Here is a 22273-nt window from a genome sequence, read left to right on the forward strand (position 1 = left end):
GTAGGTACAGATGCAGCTCGGCCTGGTAGGACTCGGTCGGATGGGCGGCAACATGCGCGAGCGGCTGCGGGCCGCCGGGCACGAGGTCGTCGGGTTCGACCACAACGCGGAGCTGACCGACGTCGCCTCCCTGGCGGAGCTGGTCGAGAAGCTCGACGGCCCGCGCGCGATCTGGGTGATGGTGCCGGCCGGCGTCACCGACGCCACCATCGACGAGCTGGCCGCCCTGCTCGGTGACGGCGACATCATCATCGACGGCGGCAACTCCCGGTTCAGCGACGACGCGCCGCGCGCCGAGCGGCTGCACGAGCGCGGCATCGGCTACCTCGACGTCGGCGTCTCCGGCGGCGTGTGGGGCCGGGAGAACGGGTACGCCCTGATGGTCGGCGGCTCGGAGGAGCACGTCGCCCGGCTGATGCCGATCTTCGAGGCGCTCAAGCCGGCCGGCGAGTTCGGCTTCGTGCACGCCGGCCCGGTCGGGGCCGGGCACTACGCCAAGATGGTGCACAACGGCATCGAGTACGGCCTGATGCACGCCTACGCCGAGGGGTACGAGCTGCTCGCCGCCTCCGAGCTGGTGACCAACGTGCCGGGCGTGTTCAAGTCGTGGCGCGAGGGCACCGTGGTCCGGTCCTGGCTGCTCGACCTGCTCGACCGGGCCCTGGACGAGGACCCGGAGCTGGCCGAGCTGAGCGGCTACACCGAGGACACCGGCGAGGGCCGCTGGACGGTCGACGAGGCGGTCCGGCTGGCCGTGCCGCTGAACGTCATCACCGCCTCGCTGTTCGCCCGGTTCGCCTCCCGCCAGGACGACTCGCCCGCGATGAAGGCGGTGGCCGCGCTGCGTCAGCAGTTCGGCGGGCACGCCGTCCGCAAGCGCTGACGGCACCGACCGCCCGTGTACGTCCGCCGGCTCGAACTCGTCGACTTCCGCTCGTACGAGCGGGTCGGCGTGGACCTGGAGCCGGGGGCGAACGTCCTGACCGGCCCGAACGGGGTCGGCAAGACCAACCTGGTCGAGGCGCTGGGCTACGTGGCGACCCTGGACAGCCACCGGGTCGCCACCGACGCGCCGCTGGTCCGGCTCGGCGCCGAGTCGGCGGTGATCCGCTGCGCGGTGCTGCACGAGGGACGCGAGCTGCTGGTCGAGCTGGAGATCGTCCCGGGGAAGGCCAACCGGGCCCGGCTCGGCCGGTCACCGGCCCGTCGGGCCCGGGACGTGCTCGGCGCGCTGCGCCTGGTGCTGTTCGCCCCGGAGGATCTCGAACTCGTCCGGGGCGACCCGGGCGAGCGTCGCCGCTACCTGGACGACCTGCTGGTGCTCCGCCAGCCCCGCTACGCCGGGGTACGCGCCGACTACGAACGCGTGGTCAAGCAGCGCAACGCCCTGCTGCGGACGGCGTACCTGGCCCGTAAGACCGGCGGTACCCGGGGCGGTGACCTGTCCACCCTGGCGGTGTGGGACACCCACCTGGCCCGGCACGGCGCGGAGCTGCTCGCCGGGCGACTGGAGCTGGTCACCGCGCTCGGCCCGCACGTGACGAAGGCGTACGACGCGGTGGCGGCCGGTCGCGGGGCGGCCGGCATCGCGTACCGGCCGTCGCTGGAGCTGGCCGATGCCCCGGCGGACCGTACGGTGCTCGCCGAGGCGTTGACCGCCGCGCTGGCCGAGTCGCGTAGCGCCGAGGTGGACCGGGGCACCACCCTGGTCGGCCCGCACCGGGACGATCTCGCGCTGACCCTGGGCCCGCTGCCCGCCAAGGGGTACGCCAGCCACGGCGAGTCCTGGTCGTTCGCGCTCGCGCTGCGACTGGCCGCGTACGACCTGCTCCGCTCGGACGGGATCGAACCGGTGCTGGTGCTCGACGACGTCTTCGCCGAGCTGGACGCCGGGCGACGGGAACGGCTGGCCGGGCTGGTGGGTGGGGCCGCGCAGCTCCTGGTGACCTGCGCGGTCGACGACGACGTGCCGGTGGCCCTGCGCGGGGCCCGGTTCAGCGTCGGCGAGGGGACGGTGCAGCGTGTCGGATGACCGGCAGCTTCCGCCGCCCCGGACCGGCCCCGGTCGGAGCCCGTCCGGCGGCGACGCGTCCCGTGGCGGCCGACCCGGCCCGGGGGGCGGTCCGGCTGCCGACGCGCCCGCCGGGCCTGCTGAACCCGCCGGGCCACCTGGGCCTACTGAACCTGCTGGGCCTGCCGGGCCGGAGCTGGCCCGGGCGGTGCTGGACGCGGCACGGGCCCGACGCGAGGCGACCGCGGCCAACCGTCGGCGCAGCGTGGTCGGTGGCGGCGAGGGCGGCCAGCGTCGACTGCGCGGATACTCCGGTCCCGGGCCGGACCCCCGGGACCCGCAGCCGCTCGGTGTGGTGCTGGAGCGGCTGATGAAGGCCCGGGGTTGGCAGCAGCCGGCCGCCGAGGCCACCGTCTTCGGTGCCTGGGAGCGGGTGGTCGGCCCGGACGTCGCCCAGCACAGTCGTCCGGTGAAGCTGGAGAACGGCGAACTCACCGTGGAGGCCCGGTCGACGGCCTGGGCGACACAGCTGCGGCTGCTGGCCGGCTCACTGATCCAGCAGATCGCCCGTGAGGTCGGTCACAACGTGGTGCGCAAACTGCACATCCACGGCCCGGCCGCGCCCTCCTGGTCCCGGGGCCCCCGCCGGGTACGCGGCCGAGGCCCCCGCGACACCTACGGCTGACCCGAACGGTGGGGTGGTGGGGCGGTCAGGTGGCGGCGTAGACGGCGAAGCCCCGGTCGGCGCAGCGCCGGTAGAAGGCGGCCAGCACGGCCAGCTCGGCGCAGGTGAAGTTCCACTGCGGCGGGTCGCCGGCCTCGTCGCGCAGGCCGTCCAGGCGGCTGTCCAGCCAGCGGAGCTGCTGCTCGGCCAGGCGACCGTCACCGAGCAGGGCCCGCAGGACGTCACTGACCGACTCGAAGGTGACGGATTCGCCGTGCTCGCGGTGCCGGGCGACGAAGCGTTCCAGCCCGTCGGCGATCCAGGAGCAGCCGTCCGGATCGATCACCGGGTCCTCGTCCTCGGCGGCGTTCTCCGTGGCGTAGAGCACATTCTCGAGGCCGAGCAGGAGATCCACCAGCTCGGTGTAGGCGGTCGCCCGGACCGTACCGGTCTTGGCGATCAGCTCGGCCAGGGCCGCGGTCGGCGCGGAGATCTGCGGCATCTCCACGATCTCGCCGAAGTCCACGAACTCGGCCGGTGCCACCGGGTCGTAGAAGCGGCCCGTCCGCGGCCAGAGCACCGCGACGTTGTCCAGCCCCATCGGGCGTCACCTCTTCAGCACGTGTCGAGCCAGTTGGTCCGATCGTCCGATTCTGCCCTCTAAAGATCAAGAGCGGCACCCCGGGTGGCGCCGCCAACGTACGGCACTGTGCGTACTCCGCGCGACCCCGGGGAGTACCGGGTGCCGGTCGTTCCGGTCGAACGACCCGTCGGCGACCGCGCCCGACGAACGGGGCCGCTCGTGTAGGGGGAGTTGCAGGTACCGCGATTCGGCCGCCAGCGGAGGTCTGAGCCGGCTTCAAGGGGTGCCGAGTGGTGGTTCTGTCGTCCGCGCACAGTAGGATTGGGGACGAGACGAAGATCTGACGCGGCGCACCGCCACGGACCCTGCCGGGCCCCGACGTGCCCGTGTCGCATCGAGTTGATCGCGATCCGCGGGCAACCGCGGCGACCGGCGCGTTCGGCCCGTACCCCGGAATCTACCTGGTGCCGGTCCGCGCGCCCGACGTCGCGTCCTGTCCGCCGAACCCGCGCCCGACGCGCCCTGCGGCGCGGACGGCGCGAGAAAGTGGCCGAGGGTGGCAGACCAGAACAAGCAGGAGTACGGCGCCGAGTCGATCACCGTCCTCGAGGGTCTGGAGGCGGTCCGGAAGCGGCCCGGCATGTACATCGGGTCCACCGGGGAACGTGGTCTGCACCACCTTGTCTGGGAGGTCGTCGACAACGCGGTCGACGAGGCCCTGGCCGGTCACTGCGACACCATCGACGTGGTCCTCCTCGCCGACGGCGGGGTCCGGGTCACCGACAACGGCCGTGGCTTCCCGGTCGACCTGCACCCCAAGCTGAAGAAGCCCGGCGTCGAGGTGGCGCTGACCGTGCTGCACGCCGGCGGCAAGTTCGACGGCAAGGCGTACGCGGTCTCCGGCGGCCTGCACGGTGTCGGCGTGTCCGTCGTGAACGCGCTCTCCACGAAGATGGCCGTCGAGATCCACAAGTCCGGTTTCGTCTGGCGGCAGCAGTACGCCAACTCCAAGCCGTCCCCGCTGGAGAAGGGCGAGACCACCGACCGCACCGGTTCGGCGGTCGCCTTCTGGCCGGACCCGGACGTCTTCGAGACGGTCGACTTCGACTTCCAGACCATCTACCGGCGGCTCCAGGAGATGGCCTTCCTCAACCGGGGCCTGACCATCCACCTGCTCGACGAGCGCGTCCCGGAGGGCGAGGACGGCAAGCAGCGCGAGGTCACCTTCTGCTACAAGGGCGGCATCGCGGACTTCGTCCGGCACCTCAACGCGTCGAAGAACCCGATCCACAAGACGGTGGTCGAGTTCGGTGCCGAGGAGGAGGGCATGTCGGTCGAGATCGCCATGCAGTGGAACGAGTCGTACGGCGAGTCGGTCTACACCTTCGCGAACACCATCAACACCCACGAGGGCGGCACCCACGAGGAGGGCTTCCGGGCCGCGCTGACCGGCATCGTGAACAAGTACGGTGCCGAGAAGAAGCTGCTGAAGGCCGACGAGAAGCTCTCCGGCGAGGACATCCGCGAGGGGCTCGCCGCGATCATCTCGGTGAAGCTGGCGAACCCGCAGTTCGAGGGGCAGACCAAGACCAAGCTCGGCAACACCCCGGTGAAGAGTTTCGTGCTCCGGGTCTGCAACGAGTGGCTGGTCGACTGGTTCGACCGGAACCCGGCCGAGGCCAAGGTGATCATCACCAAGGCGTCCCAGGCCGCCCGGGCCCGGATCGCCGCCCAGCAGGCCCGCAAGCTGGCCCGCCGCAAGTCGCTGCTGGAGTCCGGCTCGATGCCGGGCAAGCTGGCCGACTGCCAGTCCACCGACCCGCGGGAGTCCGAGGTCTTCATCGTCGAGGGTGACTCGGCGGGTGGTTCGGCCAAGCAGGGCCGTGACCCGCGTACCCAGGCGATCCTGCCGATCCGGGGCAAGATCCTGAACGTGGAGAAGGCCCGGATCGACCGGGTGCTGAAGAACAACGAGGTCCAGGCGCTGATCACCGCGCTGGGCACCGGCATCCACGACGACTTCGACATGGAGAAGCTGCGGTACCACAAGGTGGTGCTGATGGCCGACGCCGACGTGGACGGCCAGCACATCCAGACCCTGCTGCTGACCCTGCTGTTCCGCTTCATGCGTCCGCTGGTCGAGCTGGGGCACGTCTACCTGGCCGCCCCGCCGCTCTACAAGATCAAGTGGAACAAGAAGGGCGACGACGCCCAGTACGCCTACTCCGACCGGGAGCGGGACGGGCTGATCGCGCTGCGGCAGCAGAAGAAGCCGAACGCCAAGCCGGACGACATCCAGCGGTTCAAGGGTCTCGGCGAGATGAACTATCCCGAGCTGTGGGAAACCACCATGAACCCGGCGACCCGTACGTTGCGTCAGGTGACGCTCGACGACGCGGCGGTGGCCGACGAGCTGTTCAGCGTACTGATGGGTGAGGACGTCGAAGCCCGCCGCTCGTTCATCCAGCGCAACGCCAAGGACGTGCGGTTCCTGGACATCTGACGGATCGCGCGGGACGGACCGGGGCACCCGGCCCGTCCACCGATCCACAGAGTTATCCACAGGTTCGACGGTATCCACAGCCGTTATCCACAGCACAAAAACGACTCTGACTCTGATAAGGGTTAACAGTGACCGATACTCCCGAGTCCACCCCCAACGAACCGGTGACCCCGGACGCCGCCGCCGCGGTCGTGCAGCACGACCGGATCGAACCGGTCGGCCTCGAGGTGGAGATGCAGCGCTCCTACCTCGACTACGCGATGAGCGTCATCGTCGGACGGGCGCTGCCGGACGTCCGGGACGGGCTCAAGCCGGTCCACCGCAAGATCCTTTACGCCATGTTCGACTCCGGCTACCGGCCGGACCGCGGCTACGTGAAGTGCTCCCGGGTCGTCGGCGACGTGATGGGTCAGTTCCACCCGCACGGTGACTCGGCGATCTACGACGCGCTGGTCCGGATGGCGCAGCCCTGGTCACTGCGGTACCCGCTGGTCGACGGCAACGGCAACTTCGGCTCCCCCGGCAACGATCCGGCTGCGGCCATGAGGTACTGTATTGCGGCCGATGTCCGGATTCGTACCGCTGAGGGGTCGGTGCGGGTCGACCAGGTCGTGCCCGGCGCAGCCCCGAGCAGCGAGACCGACATCACGCTCAAGGTCCGCGACCGCAACGGTGACCTGGCGCACGCCTCGAAGTTCTTCCACTCCGGCGAGCACCCGACGCTGCGGCTGCGCACCCGCGAGGGGTACGAGCTGACCGGTACCCACAACCACCCGGTGCTCTGCCTGGTGAACGTGGCCGGCGTGCCCACCCTGCTCTGGAAGCTGCTCGCCGAGATCTCCCCCGGGGACCGGGTGGTCATCCAGCGGACGGTGCCGGAGGAGATCGGCTACCCGATGCTGGAGCACGTCGAGGCCGCCGTCCTCGCCGGCGCGTTCGTCAGCGAGGGCTGGGTCTCCGAGGGCCGGGCCGGCTTCAACAACGTCGACCGGGAGTACTTCGTCCGGGTGCTGGCCGCCTATGACCTCGCGGTCGGCGGCCCCCGCTACGTCGCCCAGCGCACCATCGCCTCCGGCAGCACCCTGCACGAGCTGGACGTCCAGGACCTGACCGCGCTGCGCAAGAGCGTCCTCGGTGAGCTGACCGGGGCGCGCAGTGCGGCGAAGTTCGTGCCCGAGTTCGTCTGGCAGGGGCCGGCGGCGGTCAAGCGCGCGTTCCTCCAGGCGCTCTTCGAGGGGGACGGCTCCTCGTCGCTGCTGCCCCGAAACACCATCCAGATCTCGTACTCGACCCGCAGCGACCGGCTGGCCCGCGAGGTCCAGCAGCTCCTGCTGGAGTTCGGCGTGATCAGCAAGCAGTGCCGGTACGACGATGGTGAGATCAAGGTCGTGGTGACCAACCGCCGCGACGCCCGGATCTTCGCCCAGCAGGTCGGTTTCCTCGGCCGTAAGCAGGCCAAGCTGGAGTCCGAGTTGACGGCTGTGCCGGCCACCAGTACCGCGCTCTCCGCCGACCACGTCCCGTTCGTGGCCGACTTCGTCCGGGAGCACGGCGCCACCCGCTGGACCGAGCGGGACTGGCTGCGCCGGCACAACGTCGACCGGGTGGAGCGCTGGGAGCGGGACCGCGACGAGATCACCGCCCGGATCACCGAGGCTGACGTGCTCGACGTGGTCGAGCCGCTGGTGGACGGGCGCTTCTACTACGCCGAGGTGGACTCGGTGGTGGACGCGGGCGTCCAGCCGGTCTACAGCATCCGGGTCGACACCGACGACCACTCGTTCGTCTCGGACGGCTTCGTCAGCCACAACACCGAATGCAAGCTGGACCCGCTGGCGATGGAGATGCTGCGGGACATCGACGAGGACACCGTCGACCTCCAGGACAACTACGACGGCCGGGCCAAGGAGCCCACCATCCTGCCGTCCCGGATCCCGAACCTGCTGATCAACGGTTCCGAGGGCATCGCGGTCGGCATGGCCACCAAGATCCCGCCGCACAACCTGCGGGAGATCGGCGCGGCGGTGCAGTGGTGCCTGGAGCACCCGGAGGAGGACGAGGCCACCACCCTCGACGCGCTGCTGGAGATCGTCAAGGGTCCGGACTTCCCGACCCACGGCCTGATCGTCGGTACCACGGCCATCCAGGACGCGTACCGCACCGGGCGGGGCTCGATCCGGATGCGCGCGGTGGTCGAGGTCGAGGAGGACAAGCGGGGTCGTCCCTGCCTGGTGGTCAGCGAGCTGCCGTACCAGGTCAACCCGGACAACCTGGCCGAGCGGATCGCCGAGCTGATCAAGGAGGGCAAGCTCGGCGGCATCGCCGACATCCGGGACGAGTCCTCCGGGCGTACCGGTATGCGGATCGTGCTGGTGCTCAAGCGCGACGCGGTCGCCAAGGTGGTGCTGAACAACCTCTACAAGCACACCCAGCTCCAGGAGACCTTCGGCGCGAACATGCTGGCCCTGGTCGACGGGGTGCCGCGCACGCTGAACCTGGCCCAGTTCATCCGGTACTACGTCGAGCACCAGATCGAGGTGATCCGGCGGCGGACGGCGTTCCGGCTGCGCAAGGCCGAGGAGCGGGCGCACATCCTGCGCGGTCTGTCGAAGGCGCTAGACGCGCTGGACGAGGTGATCGCCCTGATCCGGCGCTCGCCCACCGTCGAGGACGCCCGGCAGGGCCTGATCCAGCTGCTGACCATCGACGAGATCCAGGCCACCGCGATCCTGGACATGCAGCTGCGCCGGCTGGCCGCCCTGGAGCGGCAGCGGATCCTGGACGACCTGGCCAAGCTCGAGATCGAGATCGCCGACCTGAAGGACATCCTGGCGAAGCCGGAGCGGCAGCGGAAGATCGTCTCCGAGGAGTTGGGCGAGATCGTCGCCAAGTGGGGCGACGAGCGGCGGACCAAGATCGTGCCGTTCGACGGCGAGGTCTCGATGGAGGACCTGATCGCCCGCGAGGACGTGGTGGTGACCATCACCCGCACCGGGTACGCCAAGCGGACCAAGGTGGATCTGTACCGCTCGCAGCGGCGGGGCGGCAAGGGGGTCAGTGGCGCCACGCTGCGGCAGGACGACATCGTCAGCCACTTCTTCGTATGCTCCACCCACGACTGGATCCTGTTCTTCACCAACAAGGGGCGGGTGTACCGGGCCAAGGCGTACGAACTCCCGGAGGCCAGTAGGGTGGCGAAGGGCCAACACGTGGCCAATCTGCTCGCCTTCCAACCGGAGGAGCAGATCGCACAGATCATTGAGATCCCGGACTACCAGGTAGCGCCCTATCTGGTACTCGCCACGAAGAACGGCCTGGTGAAGAAGACGAAGCTCGAGGAGTTCGACTCCAACCGCTCGGGCGGCATCATCGCGATCAACCTGCGTGATGAGGACGAGCTGGTCGGTGCTGCCCTGGTCGCGCCCTCCGACGACCTGCTGCTGGTCTCGAAGAACGCCCAGGCGATCCGGTTCAACGCGTCCGACGAGGCGCTGCGGCCGATGGGCCGGGCGACCTCCGGCGTGATCGGCATGCGGTTCACCGACGACGACGTCCTGCTCGCCATGGAGGTCGTCCGGGAGGGCATGGACGTCCTGGTGGCGACGAACGGGGGATATGCGAAACGGACCCCCATCGAGGAATACCCGGTGCAGGGCCGGGGAGGTAAGGGCGTGTTGACTGCGAAGATCACCGAGCGACGCGGTGGTCTGGTCGGCGCTGTCGTGATCAATCCGGACGACGAGTTGTTCGCGATCACCAGCAACGGTGGCGTCATCCGGACTCCGGTGAAGCCTGTACGCCGTACGCGTGATCGGAACACAATGGGGGTCAAGCTGATGGACCTCCCGGACGGCGTAACTATCGTGGCGATTGCTCGCAATGCCGACGAGCCTGACGAACAGGACTAGTTGATGACGGAGACACAGGCGAAGTCGGGGAACAAGGGGACCTCGGCCAAACCGGTCGACGAGGATGCCGCGAAGGGCGGTGCACCCGCGACCGGCCGCGCCGCTGTGGGCCGGGCCACGGTCCCCGCTGACGCGCCTGCCCCGAAGTTCACCCGGGCCCCGGGGATGACACCGCCGCCGGACAAGCCGGCCGCCGACGAGGCGGGCAAGGGCGACCGGACCGAGGCGCTCAGCGTCGACGCGCCGACATCGGCCGGGATGACACCGGTGGCGGGCGGTGCCCGTCCGGCGTCGACGACACAGCCGATCGCGACCCGGGCCGGCCAGGCGTCGACAGGTACCCAACCCCGGGTGACGGCGCCCACCGCGCCGGACACCGCCCGTCCCGGCGCGGCCCGCCCGAACGGCGGCGGGTTGCCGCCGGGCGTCGGCGGGGCGTCGGCGGTCGGGGCCGCCCGGGTCAACGACGCGGTACGCGCGGCGCGCACCTCGGTCAGTTCCGCCGCGTCCCGTGGGCCGCGTCGGGCCCGGCTGAACCTCAAGCGGATCGACCCGTGGTCCGTGATGAAGTTCGCGTTCGCCGTCTCCGTAGTGCTGTTCATCGTCGTGGTGGTCGCCACCTCGGTGCTCTACCTCGCGCTGGACGCCATGGGCGTGTTCCAGAGCGTCAACGAGAGCCTCGCCGACCTGGTCAACGCCGGTGGCGGGCAGAGCAGCGACGGGTTCCAGATCACCGCCAAGGGCGTGATCCTCAGCTCGGCGCTGCTCGGGCTGGTCAACGTCGTACTGTTCACGGCGCTCGCCACGCTCGGGGCGTTCGTCTACAACGTCTGCGCCGACCTGGTCGGCGGGATCGAGCTCACCCTCGCCGAGCGGGACTGAGCCACCCGCCCGTTCCCGGACGGGAACCGGGTCGACTGGCCCGCTGCCGCGGGGGCGGGCCAGGAAACGCACCGGGACGCCGGGGCACCGCACGAATGCGGTCGCCCCGGCGTCGTGCCTCCGGGTAGGTTCATCAGCGGTGGTAGCGGGCACCGACCCCGATTTGGGGACGGATGCGCGGATGGGTTAACCTAGCTCGTCCGCATGCGGGGCTATAGCTCAGTCGGTTAGAGCGCAGAGCTGATAACTCTGAGGTCGCTGGTTCGATTCCAGCTAGCCCCACCGCACACCGTCCGACGTACAGTCGAGCGTGAGGGGTCGCCCCATGATCAAGAAGCTGCTGTTCCTGGTCGGCGTGGTTGGTGTAGCGGTTGTCGTGGCCCAGAAGATCAAGGCCTCGAACGACGAGCGCGCCCTGTGGCACGAGGCCACTACCGCTCCCGACCTGCGGTAACGTTCCAGCGGCGGCGACTCCTCGCCGCCCACCCGGGGCCCTAGCTCAACTGGCAGAGCACTGCCTTTGCAAGGCAGGGGTTAGGGGTTCGAGTCCCCTGGGCTCCACCAGCACTTTCCTTGGTCGATCTCGGCCCCGAGTTCAGCCATCCGTACAGCCAAGCGGTTCACGCGGACGGATGTGCGAGCGCGGGAGAAGCGGCACCGACCGGCAAACCTCTGGACGATCCAGTTGTCCGGCTGCCAACCTGGGCCATGCTGATCTACAAGATCCTTCTGCCTGCGGAATGGACTGAGTTCGAGGCCACTGGACTCTTCGAGGGCTCGCCGTTCGACCGCAGCAGCGGTTTCGTGCACTGTTCTTCCCGCCAGCAGGTGGGTGCCACCGCCGTGCGGGTGTTCGAGCAGGAGCCGGCACTCGTGGTCGCCGCTCTCGACACGAACCTGCTCGGAGATGCTGTGCGTTGGGAGGACGCTCCCGACGGCGGATCCTTCCCGCACGTGTACTCGGCTCTGCCCCTCAGCGCTGTTGCTGCGGTCTATCGGGTGGCCGGGGCATCGTCGGTGGACACGGTGCTGCCCGAGGACTAGGTAGGTCCGTACCACCTCCTGCCGGACGGAAGGTGCGATAGGTTGCCCGGCATGGCCGACCTCGGACCCGTCGACTGGCCACCTGCCCCGATCAGGACCGAACGGCTGGTGCTCCGTGAGCCGGAGGCCCGGGACCGTGCGGCGTTCATCGAGCTGTTCGCCTCGTCAGAGGTGGGCGCCTACATCGGTGGCCCCCGGCCGCAGGACGAACTCGAACGCGCGGTTCCCGAGGTACCCCGGCGACGCCCTGGCCTTTTCGTGGTCGATCTCGATGGGGCGATGATCGGCATGGTCACGCTGGACCGGCGCGACGCGGAGCGCCCTGGTCACGTTCTTCCGGACGCCGGGAAGGTGGGACTCGGCTACCTGTTCCTGCCGACAGCGTGGGGACACGGATACGCCGTCGAGGCGTGCGCGGCGGCCCTCGACTGGTTCGCCGGCGTGCTTCCCGACGAGCCGGTGGTGCTCTGTACCCAGACCGCCAACGACCGCTCGATGCGTCTCGCGGCGAAGCTGGGGTTCACCGAGGCGGAGCGGTTCGAGGAGTACGGTGCCGAGCAGTGGTTTGGTGTGCGGTTGCCGTAACGCCCGACCTGAGGGAGCCCGCCGTTCGAACGCGCGGGCCGGTGCGGTCAGCCGCTCTGCGCGGCGCGGAGACGGCGCGGCTCACCCTTCTGTTGCGACTGCCGCGATGGCGGCGTGTGGCCGATGGGTGCCGTCGGCGGGGCGCTGTAGGCGCTCGACTTCCGTGAATCCGGCTTGCGCCAGCCGCCGGGAGAACTCGTCGGCGGGCCAACGGTAGGCGGTCACGACCTTGTGGTCGAAGGCGGCGACCTCGTCTCCGACGAAGAAACCGAGCACCAACGCTCCGGCCGGCACCATCGCTCGCCGGAACTCCGCGAGCACACCGTCGAGATCGTCCGGTGGCAGGTGGATCAACGAGTACCAGGCGAGGATGCCGGTGACGGAGTGGTCGGCGACGGCCAGACTGTCCAGTGACCCGAGCTGGTAGTTGCCGCCTGGGTGGGCTGCCCGGGCATGGGCGATGAACTCGGGGACCAGGTCGATTCCCGTCGCGTCGACGCCCAGCGAGCGAAGGTGATCGGTGAGGTGTCCGGGCCCGCAGCCCAGGTCGAGTACCGGGCCGGGCCGACCCGCCAGATGTCGCCCGATGAAGGCGAGGTCGTCGGCGTGCACCTGCTGCCGGGTACCGAACAGCTCGACGTAGAGCTCCGCGACGGACGCGTACGCCTGCCGGACCTGCTTCGGGTTCACCGAGCGACCATAGGGTACGAATCGGGGGAGCAGGCTGAGGCCGGCGCGGGGCACCGCGGGGATTCTCGCCGATGTCCGGCAGGCCCCGGCACCAGGTGCGGCATCTTGGGGTTTCCGAGCAGGTCGACCGCCCAGGATGCCGCGAATCGTGTCGACCACACCTACCTGACGTCGACCCACCCACCCGTCCCGACGCTCGGTACGCTCCGATGCACGGATGGGAGCTGCCGGACAGGCGATCGGCGTCGACGGATCGGCACCTGACCGGCGCAGGAGGGGGAACCGGGTATGGCGGTCGAGCCGGAACCGGGTGTCGCCCCGGATGACCAGGACATCAGGTACCAGGGCGAACCGGTCATGCTGACCGTGGACGGGGAGAGGTTCCGGGTCCGGGTACGCGCCGACCACCCCGGTTCGTACGACTTCGACTGGCTGAGCGGGCCGCACGAGTACGGCTTCGGCTCCAGTAGCTCCGACCGTTCCCCGCTGAGCCGGGACGAGATGGTGCAGGCCATCCGCAACTTCCTGGCGGAGATCGACCCGGAGACCGGGTACCTCGCGGAGTAGCCGATGCCGTTCCGGCTCACTTGAACAGGTCGGCGACGACGAGGGCGAGGAAGATGAGGATCACCGCCTCGCTGACCAGCCAGGAGTGCGCGTTGGCCCAGTCCCGGATCCTGGGCAGCACGGCCAGGGCACGCTGACCGAGAACGAGCAGCGCCAGCAACGGAAGCGAGAGCAGCACCAGGGTCAGGACGGTGAACGGCAGCAGGTGCCACCACGGCCGGTCGTGTCCGGCCAGGCTGGCCGCGACCGACAGCATGGTGGCCTGGTCACTGGGCATGGCGGCGAACAGCAGGAGGCCCAGCCCGAACGCGAATCCGGGTCGGGCCTCCTCCAGCCGGCCCATCCACTTCGGCGGCTGACTGTGCTTCCGCCGGGCGTACACCAGCACCATCAGCATCAGCAGGACGACCAGGACCACCCAGTCGATCAGGTGCCGGGTCCGGTCACCGCCGGTGCCGTCGCCGGTGTGCCGTACCGCACGGAAGACGACGTACCAGATCGTCAGGGCGACCACGACGGCGAGTGCGGCACCCGTCAGATAGGCGAGCGAACTGCGCTTCGCCGTCCGGCTGGAGGCCAGGAAGATCGCGGCGATGAGCTGAGGACCCGCGACCATCACCACGGCCAGCGGCAGGACGCTCAGCAGATTCACCCGTCGACCTCCTCCTTCGACTGGGATTCTTCCGGGACGAGGCGGTGCCGCACGGGGTTTCCGGTGACTTCGGCGTCGGCCATGCTGCGTGCCATGACGGACGACCCTTCTTCACGTACCGTGCAGCTCTACTGTCGGATCGAGGTGCTGGTCACCGACCCGGACGCGGTCACCGGGCGGGCGGTCGCCGAGCTGCGGGCGGCCGACGTCGACTGGTCGACGGAGGAGGACGACCTCGACTCGGCCTGCGCCGAGCTGCGGGACAGTCTCACCACGTCACTCGCGTCGCTGGCAGACATCGGTCGGGTCGTCGACGACGTACCCGGGGTGGAGTTCCGGGGTGGCATCTGCTGGGCGGAGTCCGGGCCGCCCCGGGAGCCGTTCCCGCCGACGGATCGAGGCGTACCGGATCCGGGCGAGGCATGGGGCGGTGCAACGGGGGTACCGAAATCTGTAACAACCCCCCGAAAGTAGAGGTGTCATCGTCATGCCGACCGCACGTGAACTCATGACCAACGACGTGACCTGCATCGGTGCGCAGGACGACCTGAAGACCGCCGCCCGCCGGATGGCCGAACTCGGCGTCGGTTCGCTGCCGATCTGCGGCACCGACAGCCGCCTGAAGGGCATGCTGACCGACCGGGACATCGTGGTGCGGGTGCTCGCCGAGGGGCGGGACCCGGGCAGCGTCACCGCCGGCGAGCTGGCCCAGGGCGAGGCCGTCACCATCGGCGCGGACGACGACGCGGCCGAGATCCTGCGGACCATGGCCAAGCACAAGGTACGCCGGCTGCCGGTCGTCGACGGCCACGACCTCGTCGGCATCGTGGCGGTCGCCGACGTGGCCCGCTCGCTGCCGGAGCAGCCGGTGGGCGACCTGATCGAGGCGATCTCGGAGCACCACTGACCGTTTCCGTGCCGACGGTTCCCGACCAGGCCCGCCGGTCGGGAACCCACCGGGACCCTCCCGGCGTTCAGCGCGCGGGGAGGCGGTCCACCAGGCGGCTGAGGGCGCCGTTGCCGAGGGTCGCGCCGACCGCCGACCCGGCGGCGATGGTCCAGCCCACCGGGCCGAGCGGAGTGCAGCCGAAGAACTGGCTGACGCCGGGGGTCTGCACCACCACGACCAGTACGCCCACCGAGGCGGCGGTGGAGGCGAGCACCGTCGGGCTGGTCCCGCCGGCCAGCACTGTCTGCCCGAGCTGGGTGCCGACCAGCGAGGCGAGGGCCACCGTACCGGCCCGCTGTGGGCTGCCGCCGGTCCAGCGGGCCAACGTCCAGCCGGCGGTCGCGCCGAGGGTGGTGGCCACCGCGCGCAGCCCGATCTCCCGGTTCAGGGTTTCACCCAGGGAGGTGTCCGGCCCCTCCCGGAGCAGGTTGTCGCCGTGGTCGGCGGCGGGTGGCCGGACCGCGATGGCCATCGCCGGCACCAGGTCGGTGAGCAGGTTGACCAGGAGCAGCTGCCGTCCGGTGAGCGCGGACCGGCCGGTGGCGGCGGCGGTGAGCACGCTGAACGCGATCTCGCCGAGGTTGCCGCCGACCAGGATGCTCAGCGCGTGCCGCACCGAGGACCACATGGCCCGCCCCTCGACCAGGGTGGCGATGATGGTCTCCAGCCGGTCGTCGGTGACGACCAGGTCGGCGGCGGCCTTCGCGGCGGGGGTGCCCCGCTGGCCGAGGGCGATGCCCACGTCGGCGAGGCGGATGGCGGGGGCGTCGTTCGCGCCGTCCCCGGTCATCGCGACGACCCGTCCGCACTGCTGGAGCGCCTGGATGATGCGTACCTTGTGGGTCGGGGTGCAGCGGGCGACCACGTCGGTGCGGGCCAGTCGGGCGGCGAGCGCCTCGTCGTCGAGCTGGTCGAGTTCGGTGGCGGTGACCACCCGCTGCTCGTCGCCGTCGGGGCTGATGGTGGCGGCGATGGCGGCGGCGGTGGCCGGATGGTCGCCGGTGATCATGATGGTGTGCACGCCGGCCTGCCGGATCCGCCGCACCGCCGGCGCGGCGCTGGCCCGTACCCCGTCGGCGAGCGTCAGGTAGCCCACGAAGACCAGGTCGCGTACCGCGTCGTCGGTGACCTCGCGGCCGGTCACCCGGCGCTCGGCGACGGCCAACACCCGGTGCCCGGCGCCCGCCCGGTCGGCCAGGGCCTCCTGCAACCGGGTCCGCTCGCCGTCGTCCAGCCGGTGTTCGGCACCGTCGGCCGCCCGGTGCGTGGCACACCGGGGCAGCACCGTCTCCGGGGCGCCCTTCACGCTGAGCAGCAGGCCGTCGGTGGTCTCGCCGACCGTGGCGTGGTAGCCCCGGGACGGTTCGAACGGCAGCGCGTCCACCGGCCGCCAGCCGGGCGCGTCGACCTGCTCGGCCACCCCGTCCACCGGCTGCGCCCCCAACCGGATCGCCCGGTCGGTCTGCTCCGGCAGCTCCGCCGGGTCCGCCGCGTCCGGGGTGGCCCGCAGCGCCGCCGCCAGCGTCGACCGCAGCGCGCCGGTCCCGTCGAGCCGGTCCACCGGGGCGTACCGGTCGCCGTCGCCGACCCCGGCGAGCAGCAGCTGACCCTCGGTCAGGGTGCCGGTCTTGTCGAAGCAGAGCACGTCGACCCGGCCCAACGCCTCGATGGTGCGCGGGTTGCGGACCAGCGCGCCGTGCTCGGCCAGCCGTCGCGCCGCCGCCAGCTGCGCCGCGCTGACCAGGAACGGCAGCCCCTCCGGCACCGACGCGACGGCCAGGTTCGCGGCGGTCGCCGCCGTCTCCGCCAGGGGTACGCCCCGCAGCAGTCCCGCCCCGGCCACCGCGATCGCCGAGCCGGCGGCGAGTGGGATCGCCGACCGGGTGAGCCGACCGAGCCGGGCCTCCACCCCGCCGGCCGTCGGGGCCTGCCGGGCCAGCGCCAGGCTCCGGCCCGCCTCGGTGTCCGGGCCGGTGGCGACCACCACGGCGGTGCCGTGGCCGGCGGCGACGGTGCTGCCCTCGTACAGCATCGACCGCCGGTCGGCGAGGGCCGCCGCCACCACCGGCCGGTCGGTCTTCGTGACCGGCAGCGACTCCCCGGTGAGGGAGGACTCGTCGGCCTCCAGCCCCACCGTTTCCAGCACCCGGCAGTCGGCGGGGACCGCGTCCCCCGGTTCGAGGATGATCACGTCCCCGACCACCAGGTCGTCGGCGGCCACCACCTGCTCGGTGCCGTCCCGCCGGACCTTCGCGTTCACCGCGGTGCGGGCCAGCAGCCCGGCCAGGGACCGTTCGGTGTTGCGCTGGTGGATCGCCCCGACCAGGGCGGACCCGCCGACCACCCCGCCGACCAGGGCGGCGTCGACGATCGAACCGAACGCGGCGGACAGCGCCGCGCCGGCGGCGAGGACCGGGGTGAGCGGGTTGGCGAGTTCGTCGCGGAACGCCCGCCACAGGCCGCCGGAGCCGGTGGTGTCGGTGCCGCCGGTACGCCGCCGGTTCGCCGCCTCGGCCGAACTGAGCCCGTCCGGTCCGGTGTCGAGCCGGTCGAGGACGGTGCCGACCGGCATCAGGTGCCAGGCGGTGGCGACCCGGGTCGGGATGTCCGCCGCCCCGGTGGGGAGCCGGTGCGCCCGCCACACGCCGTGCGCGAAGGCCAGCGCGGCGGCACCGTTCACGCCGGCCAGCGCCCGGCCGGGCAGCAGCTCCCGGTCGGCGGTGAACGCGGCGAGCGCCCCGAGGCCGCTGCCCGCCTGGGCGATCCGGATGTTCTGCCGGCTCATCCGCCGGGCCACCCCGGTCGCCTCCACGATCAACGCGGAGGTGCGCAGGTCGGTGCCGACGAGCAGGTGCGCGCCCCAGGGCGGCGGGTCGTCGGGGCCGCCCACCCCGAGCCCGCAGTCGGCCACCCCGAGCGCCGCCCGGTCGGCGGAGAGCAGCATGACGACCGCCCCGTCGAACTGGAGGGCCCGGACCGTCTCGGCGGTCCGTGGGCCGCCGGGGAGCACGGCGTCGGCGAAGCCGTACCGCCGGTCCGGGTCGCCGACCACCACGAGCCGAAGGCCGGCCTGGCGGGCGGCGGCCGAGAGCGCGTCGACCCCCGGCGCCGGCTCGGGCTCGACCCGCAGCACCGCGGCGAGAACTTCCCCTTCGGCGAGGCCGAGCAGCAGACCACCGGCGGCCCGGAGCCGCCGGCTGTCGTCGGTGTCCCCCGGGTTCCGGGCGTCGATCCGGTCGAGCGGGGCGAGCCGCCAGCCTTTGGCGGCCCGCCGCCGCCCGGGTGCCGCCGGGTCGAAGAGGGCGAAGGCCCGGCCGGCGACCCGTTCCGGGTCGGTGCCGTCGAGGGGAGCCAGGTCGGCCAGCACCCCCCGGTCGGAGCCGAGCACCGCCGCGTCCAGCACCAGGGTGTCGATCCGGTCGAGTTCCCGCAGCACGCCGCGGTCCATGGCGATGACGCCGCGGCGGGCCAGGATCCGGCCGAGCTGGGCGGCGTACCCCTCGCGGCCGGACCCGGGGGCCTTGGGCAGTGCGGCGAGCGCCACCGAGGCGGCCCGCTTGGCGCCCACCGCCGGGATCGCCGCCGCGCCGGCCGCCGCGCCGGCCAGCAGTGCCCGGTTGACGTACCGTTCGACCGGCCCGTCCGGTTTGGCGCGGGGCCGGCCGAGGGTGGGGGCCCGGGCGACCGCCCGGTCCGGGTCGCCGGTGAGCTGTGGTTCGGCCCGTTTCCAGGCGTCCTGCTGGGCGCGGGCCTCCCCCCACTGGACGATCCGCTGCGCGCCGTCGAGGACGATGCCGGTCCAGCCGCCGGAGAGCCCCTGCATCACCGCCTCGGCGAGCGGGAAGACCAGGTCGGCGCGGGGATCGGCGCGGAGCCCCCGGTCGGCGAGGGCGTGCAGCTTCGGGTGCAGGTCGATCGCGGTGAGGAACCCTGCGACCTCGCCCGGCACCGGGGTGAACGGCAGGATCCGGGTGGCGGCGGAGAGCGACAGCCCGAGCATGTCGGAGGCGAGCGCGCCCAGGGTGCGCGGGGTGCGGGGGCCCTCCTCGGGCGGGTGCGGCGGCGGGATGTCCGGGTCCGGTTCGTGGTCGCTGCGGCGTTCCGCCCGCTCGATCGTGCGGATCAGGTCCCGCAGCCGGGGTTCCGGGTCCTCGACCGCCACCACCACCCGCCCGGAGGGGGCGTTGACCCGTGCCCAGCTCACCCCGGGCAGTTTCTCCAGGGCCCGCTCGACCTGTCGGGCCAGCGCGTCGCCGCCGTCCTGGCAGACCCCGTGCACCTCGATGTGGTGCCGTCCGTGCCGGGACCAGACCCGGCGGGAGGTCAGGCCGGCGGTCCGGGCCAGGCGGGCGGCGGTCGCGCCGGCACCCCGGGAGACGTCCCCGACGAGGCGCGGCACGGCGGCGGGCAGCACCCGGCCGAGCGGGATCATGCGACGGTACGACCGGACAGCAGCCGGTCGGTGCCCCCGTCGCCGTCGTGTGCGCCGTACCCCATCTCGCCTCCCGCGCTCGCTTCCGGGCGGCTGGCTTCCCGCCCTCGGGTCCGTTATGCCCGTTGGCCGGGTGATTTTCCGGCCCGCGTCGGCATGATCCCGGTCGGCGGTGGAATGCCACGTCGACACCACGCCGACGGGGGAGGAACAGATGCGGGAGACGGCGCGACACGAGGCACGCGAGACGGTCCGTTCGTACGAGCACCGGGTATCGGTTCCCCTGCTCGGCGAGGTGGCGCTCCCGCCGGACAAGGTCGCCTACTACGCGGGGATCGGGGTGCTGGCCGCGCTACAGGTCATCGAGTGGCCGCTGGCCCTGGTGATCACCGCCGGGCACCTCCTCGCCGACCAGCACCTCTCCGGGCTGGCCGAGGGGGTGGGCGAGGCGCTGGAGTCGGCCTGACCGTCGGGTCCGTCCGGGTTGCCGGTGGGATTCCGGTCACCAGGGGTTGACCTGAAGCCGGGTTGAGGGCGCAGGGTGGGCGCATGCTCATCGACCCGGTTCCCCCGGTCGCGCCGGAAGGGATCTTCTCGCGTCGACTGCGGGCGATGACGGTGGGTAGCGTGGCGCTGATCTCGCTACTGGCGTTCGAGGCCCTGGCGGTCGGTACCGCCATGCCGACCGTGGCCCGCAGCCTGGACGGTCTCGCCCTCTACGCGCTCGCCTTCGGCGGTTCGTTCGCCTCCGGGGTGCTGGCCATGGTGCTCTCCGGCATCTGGTGCGACGTGCGGGGGCCACGCGGCCCGATGTGGCACGGGGTGGCCTGGTTCGTCGCCGGTCTGCTGATCGCCGGTACCGCACCGGTGATGAGCCTGCTGGTGGTCGGGCGGTTCGTGCAGGGATTCGGTTCCGGGCTGCTCATGGTGGCGCTCTACGTGATCGTCGGCCGGGTGTACCCGGAGTCGACGCACCGGCGGGTCTTCGCCGCGTTCGCCGCCGCGTGGGTCGTACCGTCGCTGGTCGGGCCGGCGCTGGCCGGTCTGGTCGTCGAACACCTCGGCTGGCGCTGGGTCTTCCTGGCGGTGCCGGCGGTGGCCGTCCCGGCGGTGCTGCTGGTGAATCCGGGGCTGCGGTCGGTGGGCGCACCGGACGGTGGCCGGGCACCACGCGACGCGGTGGCGCGGATCGGCTGGGCCTGCGGGGCCGCGGCGAGCGCCGCACTGCTGCACTACGGGGGGCAGCAGCGCGGTCCGCTCGCCGTCGGCCTCGTGGTCGCCGCTCTGGTCGGGCTGCTGGTCTGTGCGCCACGGCTGCTGCCGGCCGGCTTCCTGCGGGCCGGACGTGGGCTGCCCACCGTAGTCGGGCTGCGGGGACTGGCCTCGGCGGCGTTCGTCGGGGCGGAGGTGGTGATCCCGCTGCTGCTGTCCCGGGAGCGGGGCCTGTCGCCGACGGCGGCCGGCATCGCGTTGACCGTCGGCGCGGTCTCCTGGTCGCTGGGTTCCTGGCTGCAGGGGCGGTTGCCCGAGCCACGCTCACGGGCCACCCTGCCCCGGGTCGGGATGCTCTGCATCGGTACCGGCGTCGCGGTCTTCGCGCTGGCGCTGTGGCCGGCGGTCCCGGTGCCGGTCGCCGTCCTCGGGTGGAGCCTCTCCGGGCTGGGCATGGGGCTGACCTATCCCACGCTGTCCGTGCTCACCCTGGAGTTGTCCGCCTCCGGCGAGCAGGGCCGTAACAGCTCGTCGCTCCAGCTCAGCGACGCGCTGTTCGCCGCGACCGTGCTGGCGTCGACCGGTGCGCTGCTGGCCGGCGGTCCGGACCCGACGGCGTACCTGACCGCGTTGGCGGTCTCGGCCGGGCTGGCCCTGCTCGGGTCGACGCTCGCCGGACGGGTCGTCGTGCCGGCGGTTCCGGCCCGCTGACCGAGGGGTCACCGGCCACCCGTCCGGGGGAGCGGGCGGAGATGAACCCACCGGCGACTCACGTCCGCCTTAGCGTGGCCGCATGCTCACACTGGTCATCGCGATGATCCTGTACGTCGCCGGGTTCGTCTTCCTGTACGGCGTGCTCCGGCTGGCGGTCCGGCACGCCCTGGAGGACCTGGAGGCGCGCCGTGCGCTGCCGGACGGGCAGGTGCGGGAACGGCCGTACCTGCCGGCCTCGTTCGTCGGCGGCAACTGACCCGCGTGCTCCCCGTCGGGGCGTTGGGTGGGGTGGGTGCGAGGATCGCGGGTGTGATGGGGACGCTGAGGACCGAGCCCGCCCGTACCCGCCCGGACCTGCTCGCACCGCCGGTGGCCGCCGCCCTGGACCGGTGGCCCGCCGACGCGCCGGTGGACGCGGAGACCGTGCTGGTGGCACCGATCGACGCCACGCTCGCCGACACCGCCGCCTTCTGCGCGGCCTACGGGGTGGGGCTGGACGTCTCGGCCAACTGCGTGGTGGTGGCCGGCAAGCGGGAGGGTGAGGTCCGCTACGCGGCGTGCGTGGTGCTCGCCACCACCAGGGTCGACGTGAACGGGGTGGCCCGCCGGGCGCTCGACGTACGCAAGGCCAGCTTCGCGACGATGGCCGATGCGGTGGCGTCGACCGGGATGGAGTACGGCGGGATCACCCCGATCGGGTTGCCCGGGGAGTGGCCGATCCTGGTGGACAGCCGGGTGGTCGCCGTGCCGCACGTGGTCATCGGCTCCGGCGTACGGCACAGCAAGATCGTGGTTCCCGGGCCGGCGTTGGGCGTGCTGCCCAACGCGCGGGTGGTCGAGGGGCTGGCCAAGCCGGTGCAGTAATCGAGCAGCCCCG

At 71.9% G+C, this 22273-nt stretch carries 20 protein-coding genes and 2 tRNA genes; 18 read left to right on the forward strand and 4 right to left on the reverse strand.

The window, feature by feature from the left end; genetic code table 11:
- The first annotated feature begins 10 nt into the window (after positions 1-10).
- Genes gnd through PVK37_RS06300 form a run of 3 tightly spaced genes read left to right on the forward strand, consistent with a single transcriptional unit; the run spans position 11 to position 2696 of the window.
- The gene (gene gnd, locus PVK37_RS06290; RefSeq protein WP_275032809.1) at positions 11-883 is read left to right on the forward strand and encodes a phosphogluconate dehydrogenase (NAD(+)-dependent, decarboxylating); all 873 of its coding nucleotides are present in this window, start codon (positions 11-13) and stop codon (positions 881-883) included.
- A gap of 15 nt (positions 884-898) precedes the next feature.
- Entirely contained in the window at positions 899-2032 is a 1134-nt protein-coding gene (recF, locus tag PVK37_RS06295) for a DNA replication/repair protein RecF (protein WP_275032810.1), read from the forward strand.
- The gene (locus PVK37_RS06300; RefSeq protein WP_275032811.1) at positions 2022-2696 is read left to right on the forward strand and encodes a DciA family protein; all 675 of its coding nucleotides are present in this window, start codon (positions 2022-2024) and stop codon (positions 2694-2696) included. Before recF ends, PVK37_RS06300 begins: the two co-directional genes overlap by 11 nt.
- Before the next feature lie 25 nt (positions 2697-2721).
- Here PVK37_RS06300 and PVK37_RS06305 read toward each other — a convergent pair whose 3' ends face one another.
- Entirely contained in the window at positions 2722-3276 is a 555-nt protein-coding gene (locus PVK37_RS06305) for a hypothetical protein (RefSeq protein ID WP_275032812.1), read from the reverse strand.
- 538 nt (positions 3277-3814) lie between these two features.
- Here PVK37_RS06305 and gyrB point away from each other — a divergent pair.
- The 8 genes from gyrB (at position 3815) to PVK37_RS06345 (ending at position 12180) form a co-directional block, all read left to right on the forward strand.
- On the forward strand, positions 3815-5761 hold the full coding sequence (gene gyrB, locus PVK37_RS06310) for a DNA topoisomerase (ATP-hydrolyzing) subunit B (RefSeq protein ID WP_275032813.1): 1947 nt from the start codon (positions 3815-3817) through the stop codon (positions 5759-5761).
- 128 nt (positions 5762-5889) lie between these two features.
- Positions 5890-9669, forward strand: coding sequence for an intein-containing DNA gyrase subunit A (gene gyrA, locus PVK37_RS06315; protein WP_275032814.1), 3780 nt, complete (start codon positions 5890-5892; stop codon positions 9667-9669).
- Positions 9670-9672: 3 nt separating this feature from the next.
- Positions 9673-10551 (forward strand): DUF3566 domain-containing protein, encoded by an 879-nt coding sequence (locus tag PVK37_RS06320; RefSeq protein ID WP_275032815.1) that lies wholly within the window; start codon positions 9673-9675, stop codon positions 10549-10551.
- Positions 10552-10759: 208 nt separating this feature from the next.
- A tRNA-Ile gene (locus PVK37_RS06325) sits at positions 10760-10833 on the forward strand.
- Between the two features lie 43 nt (positions 10834-10876).
- Positions 10877-11005 carry a DLW-39 family protein gene (locus PVK37_RS06330; RefSeq protein WP_275032816.1) on the forward strand — a complete coding sequence of 43 codons (129 nt, stop codon included), beginning with the start codon at positions 10877-10879 and terminating at the stop codon, positions 11003-11005.
- A 34-nt stretch (positions 11006-11039) separates the two neighbouring features.
- A tRNA-Ala gene (locus tag PVK37_RS06335) sits at positions 11040-11115 on the forward strand.
- A 144-nt stretch (positions 11116-11259) separates the two neighbouring features.
- Positions 11260-11595 carry a DUF952 domain-containing protein gene (locus PVK37_RS06340; protein ID WP_275032817.1) on the forward strand — a complete coding sequence of 112 codons (336 nt, stop codon included), beginning with the start codon at positions 11260-11262 and terminating at the stop codon, positions 11593-11595.
- A 51-nt stretch (positions 11596-11646) separates the two neighbouring features.
- Positions 11647-12180, forward strand: coding sequence for a GNAT family N-acetyltransferase (locus tag PVK37_RS06345; protein WP_275032818.1), 534 nt, complete (start codon positions 11647-11649; stop codon positions 12178-12180).
- 81 nt (positions 12181-12261) lie between these two features.
- Here the strand turns inward: PVK37_RS06345 and PVK37_RS06350 are convergent, their stop codons facing one another.
- Positions 12262-12870, reverse strand: a complete 609-nt coding sequence (locus PVK37_RS06350; RefSeq protein WP_275032819.1) for a class I SAM-dependent DNA methyltransferase — start codon at positions 12868-12870, stop codon at positions 12262-12264.
- Positions 12871-13158: 288 nt separating this feature from the next.
- Between PVK37_RS06350 and PVK37_RS06355 the strand changes: the two genes are divergently transcribed.
- Positions 13159-13437 (forward strand): hypothetical protein, encoded by a 279-nt coding sequence (locus tag PVK37_RS06355; protein WP_275032820.1) that lies wholly within the window; start codon positions 13159-13161, stop codon positions 13435-13437.
- Between the two features lie 16 nt (positions 13438-13453).
- On the opposite strand, the gene PVK37_RS06360 is transcribed toward PVK37_RS06355, so the two are convergent.
- Positions 13454-14089, reverse strand: a complete 636-nt coding sequence (locus tag PVK37_RS06360; RefSeq protein WP_275032821.1) for a GAP family protein — start codon at positions 14087-14089, stop codon at positions 13454-13456.
- 93 nt (positions 14090-14182) lie between these two features.
- Between PVK37_RS06360 and PVK37_RS06365 the strand changes: the two genes are divergently transcribed.
- Both PVK37_RS06365 and PVK37_RS06370 read left to right on the forward strand, forming a co-directional pair.
- On the forward strand, positions 14183-14563 hold the full coding sequence (locus tag PVK37_RS06365) for a hypothetical protein (RefSeq protein ID WP_275032822.1): 381 nt from the start codon (positions 14183-14185) through the stop codon (positions 14561-14563).
- A gap of 13 nt (positions 14564-14576) precedes the next feature.
- A complete protein-coding gene (locus tag PVK37_RS06370) occupies positions 14577-14996 on the forward strand; it encodes a CBS domain-containing protein (RefSeq protein ID WP_275032823.1) in 420 nt (139 codons plus the stop codon).
- A 67-nt stretch (positions 14997-15063) separates the two neighbouring features.
- On the opposite strand, the gene PVK37_RS06375 is transcribed toward PVK37_RS06370, so the two are convergent.
- Positions 15064-19470, reverse strand: a complete 4407-nt coding sequence (locus tag PVK37_RS06375) for a cation-translocating P-type ATPase (protein WP_275032824.1) — start codon at positions 19468-19470, stop codon at positions 15064-15066.
- A gap of 214 nt (positions 19471-19684) precedes the next feature.
- Here PVK37_RS06375 and PVK37_RS06380 point away from each other — a divergent pair, with 214 nt between their 5' ends.
- The 4 genes from PVK37_RS06380 to PVK37_RS06395 all read left to right on the forward strand — a co-directional run bounded on the left by PVK37_RS06380 (position 19685) and on the right by PVK37_RS06395 (position 22260).
- Positions 19685-19936, forward strand: coding sequence for a hypothetical protein (locus PVK37_RS06380; RefSeq protein WP_275032825.1), 252 nt, complete (start codon positions 19685-19687; stop codon positions 19934-19936).
- A gap of 83 nt (positions 19937-20019) precedes the next feature.
- Positions 20020-21393, forward strand: coding sequence for an MFS transporter (locus PVK37_RS06385; RefSeq protein ID WP_275032826.1), 1374 nt, complete (start codon positions 20020-20022; stop codon positions 21391-21393).
- 82 nt (positions 21394-21475) lie between these two features.
- On the forward strand, positions 21476-21652 hold the full coding sequence (locus tag PVK37_RS06390; protein ID WP_275032827.1) for a hypothetical protein: 177 nt from the start codon (positions 21476-21478) through the stop codon (positions 21650-21652).
- A 56-nt stretch (positions 21653-21708) separates the two neighbouring features.
- Positions 21709-22260, forward strand: a complete 552-nt coding sequence (locus PVK37_RS06395; RefSeq protein WP_275032828.1) for a YbaK/EbsC family protein — start codon at positions 21709-21711, stop codon at positions 22258-22260.
- Positions 22261-22273 lie beyond the last annotated feature (13 nt).

The organism is Micromonospora cathayae, from assembly GCF_028993575.1.
GTDB classification, from domain to species: domain Bacteria; phylum Actinomycetota; class Actinomycetes; order Mycobacteriales; family Micromonosporaceae; genus Micromonospora; species Micromonospora cathayae.

Bases quoted from the DNA above. Each gene is read 5' to 3' on its own strand.
- PVK37_RS06330 (WP_275032816.1), top strand. From the start codon at position 10,877: ATGATCAAGAAGCTGCTGTTCCTGGTCGGCGTGGTTGGTGTAGCGGTT.
- PVK37_RS06305 (WP_275032812.1), bottom strand. From the start codon at position 3,276: ATGGGGCTGGACAACGTCGCGGTGCTCTGGCCGCGGACGGGCCGCTTC.
- PVK37_RS06355 (WP_275032820.1), top strand. From the start codon at position 13,159: ATGGCGGTCGAGCCGGAACCGGGTGTCGCCCCGGATGACCAGGACATC.
- PVK37_RS06320 (WP_275032815.1), top strand. From the start codon at position 9,673: ATGACGGAGACACAGGCGAAGTCGGGGAACAAGGGGACCTCGGCCAAA.
- gnd (WP_275032809.1), top strand. From the start codon at position 11: ATGCAGCTCGGCCTGGTAGGACTCGGTCGGATGGGCGGCAACATGCGC.
- PVK37_RS06385 (WP_275032826.1), top strand. From the start codon at position 20,020: ATGCTCATCGACCCGGTTCCCCCGGTCGCGCCGGAAGGGATCTTCTCG.
- PVK37_RS06375 (WP_275032824.1), bottom strand. From the start codon at position 19,470: ATGATCCCGCTCGGCCGGGTGCTGCCCGCCGCCGTGCCGCGCCTCGTC.
- PVK37_RS06365 (WP_275032822.1), top strand. From the start codon at position 14,183: ATGACGGACGACCCTTCTTCACGTACCGTGCAGCTCTACTGTCGGATC.
- PVK37_RS06390 (WP_275032827.1), top strand. From the start codon at position 21,476: ATGCTCACACTGGTCATCGCGATGATCCTGTACGTCGCCGGGTTCGTC.
- PVK37_RS06395 (WP_275032828.1), top strand. From the start codon at position 21,709: ATGGGGACGCTGAGGACCGAGCCCGCCCGTACCCGCCCGGACCTGCTC.
- PVK37_RS06370 (WP_275032823.1), top strand. From the start codon at position 14,577: ATGCCGACCGCACGTGAACTCATGACCAACGACGTGACCTGCATCGGT.
- PVK37_RS06340 (WP_275032817.1), top strand. From the start codon at position 11,260: ATGCTGATCTACAAGATCCTTCTGCCTGCGGAATGGACTGAGTTCGAG.
- PVK37_RS06380 (WP_275032825.1), top strand. From the start codon at position 19,685: ATGCGGGAGACGGCGCGACACGAGGCACGCGAGACGGTCCGTTCGTAC.
- PVK37_RS06345 (WP_275032818.1), top strand. From the start codon at position 11,647: ATGGCCGACCTCGGACCCGTCGACTGGCCACCTGCCCCGATCAGGACC.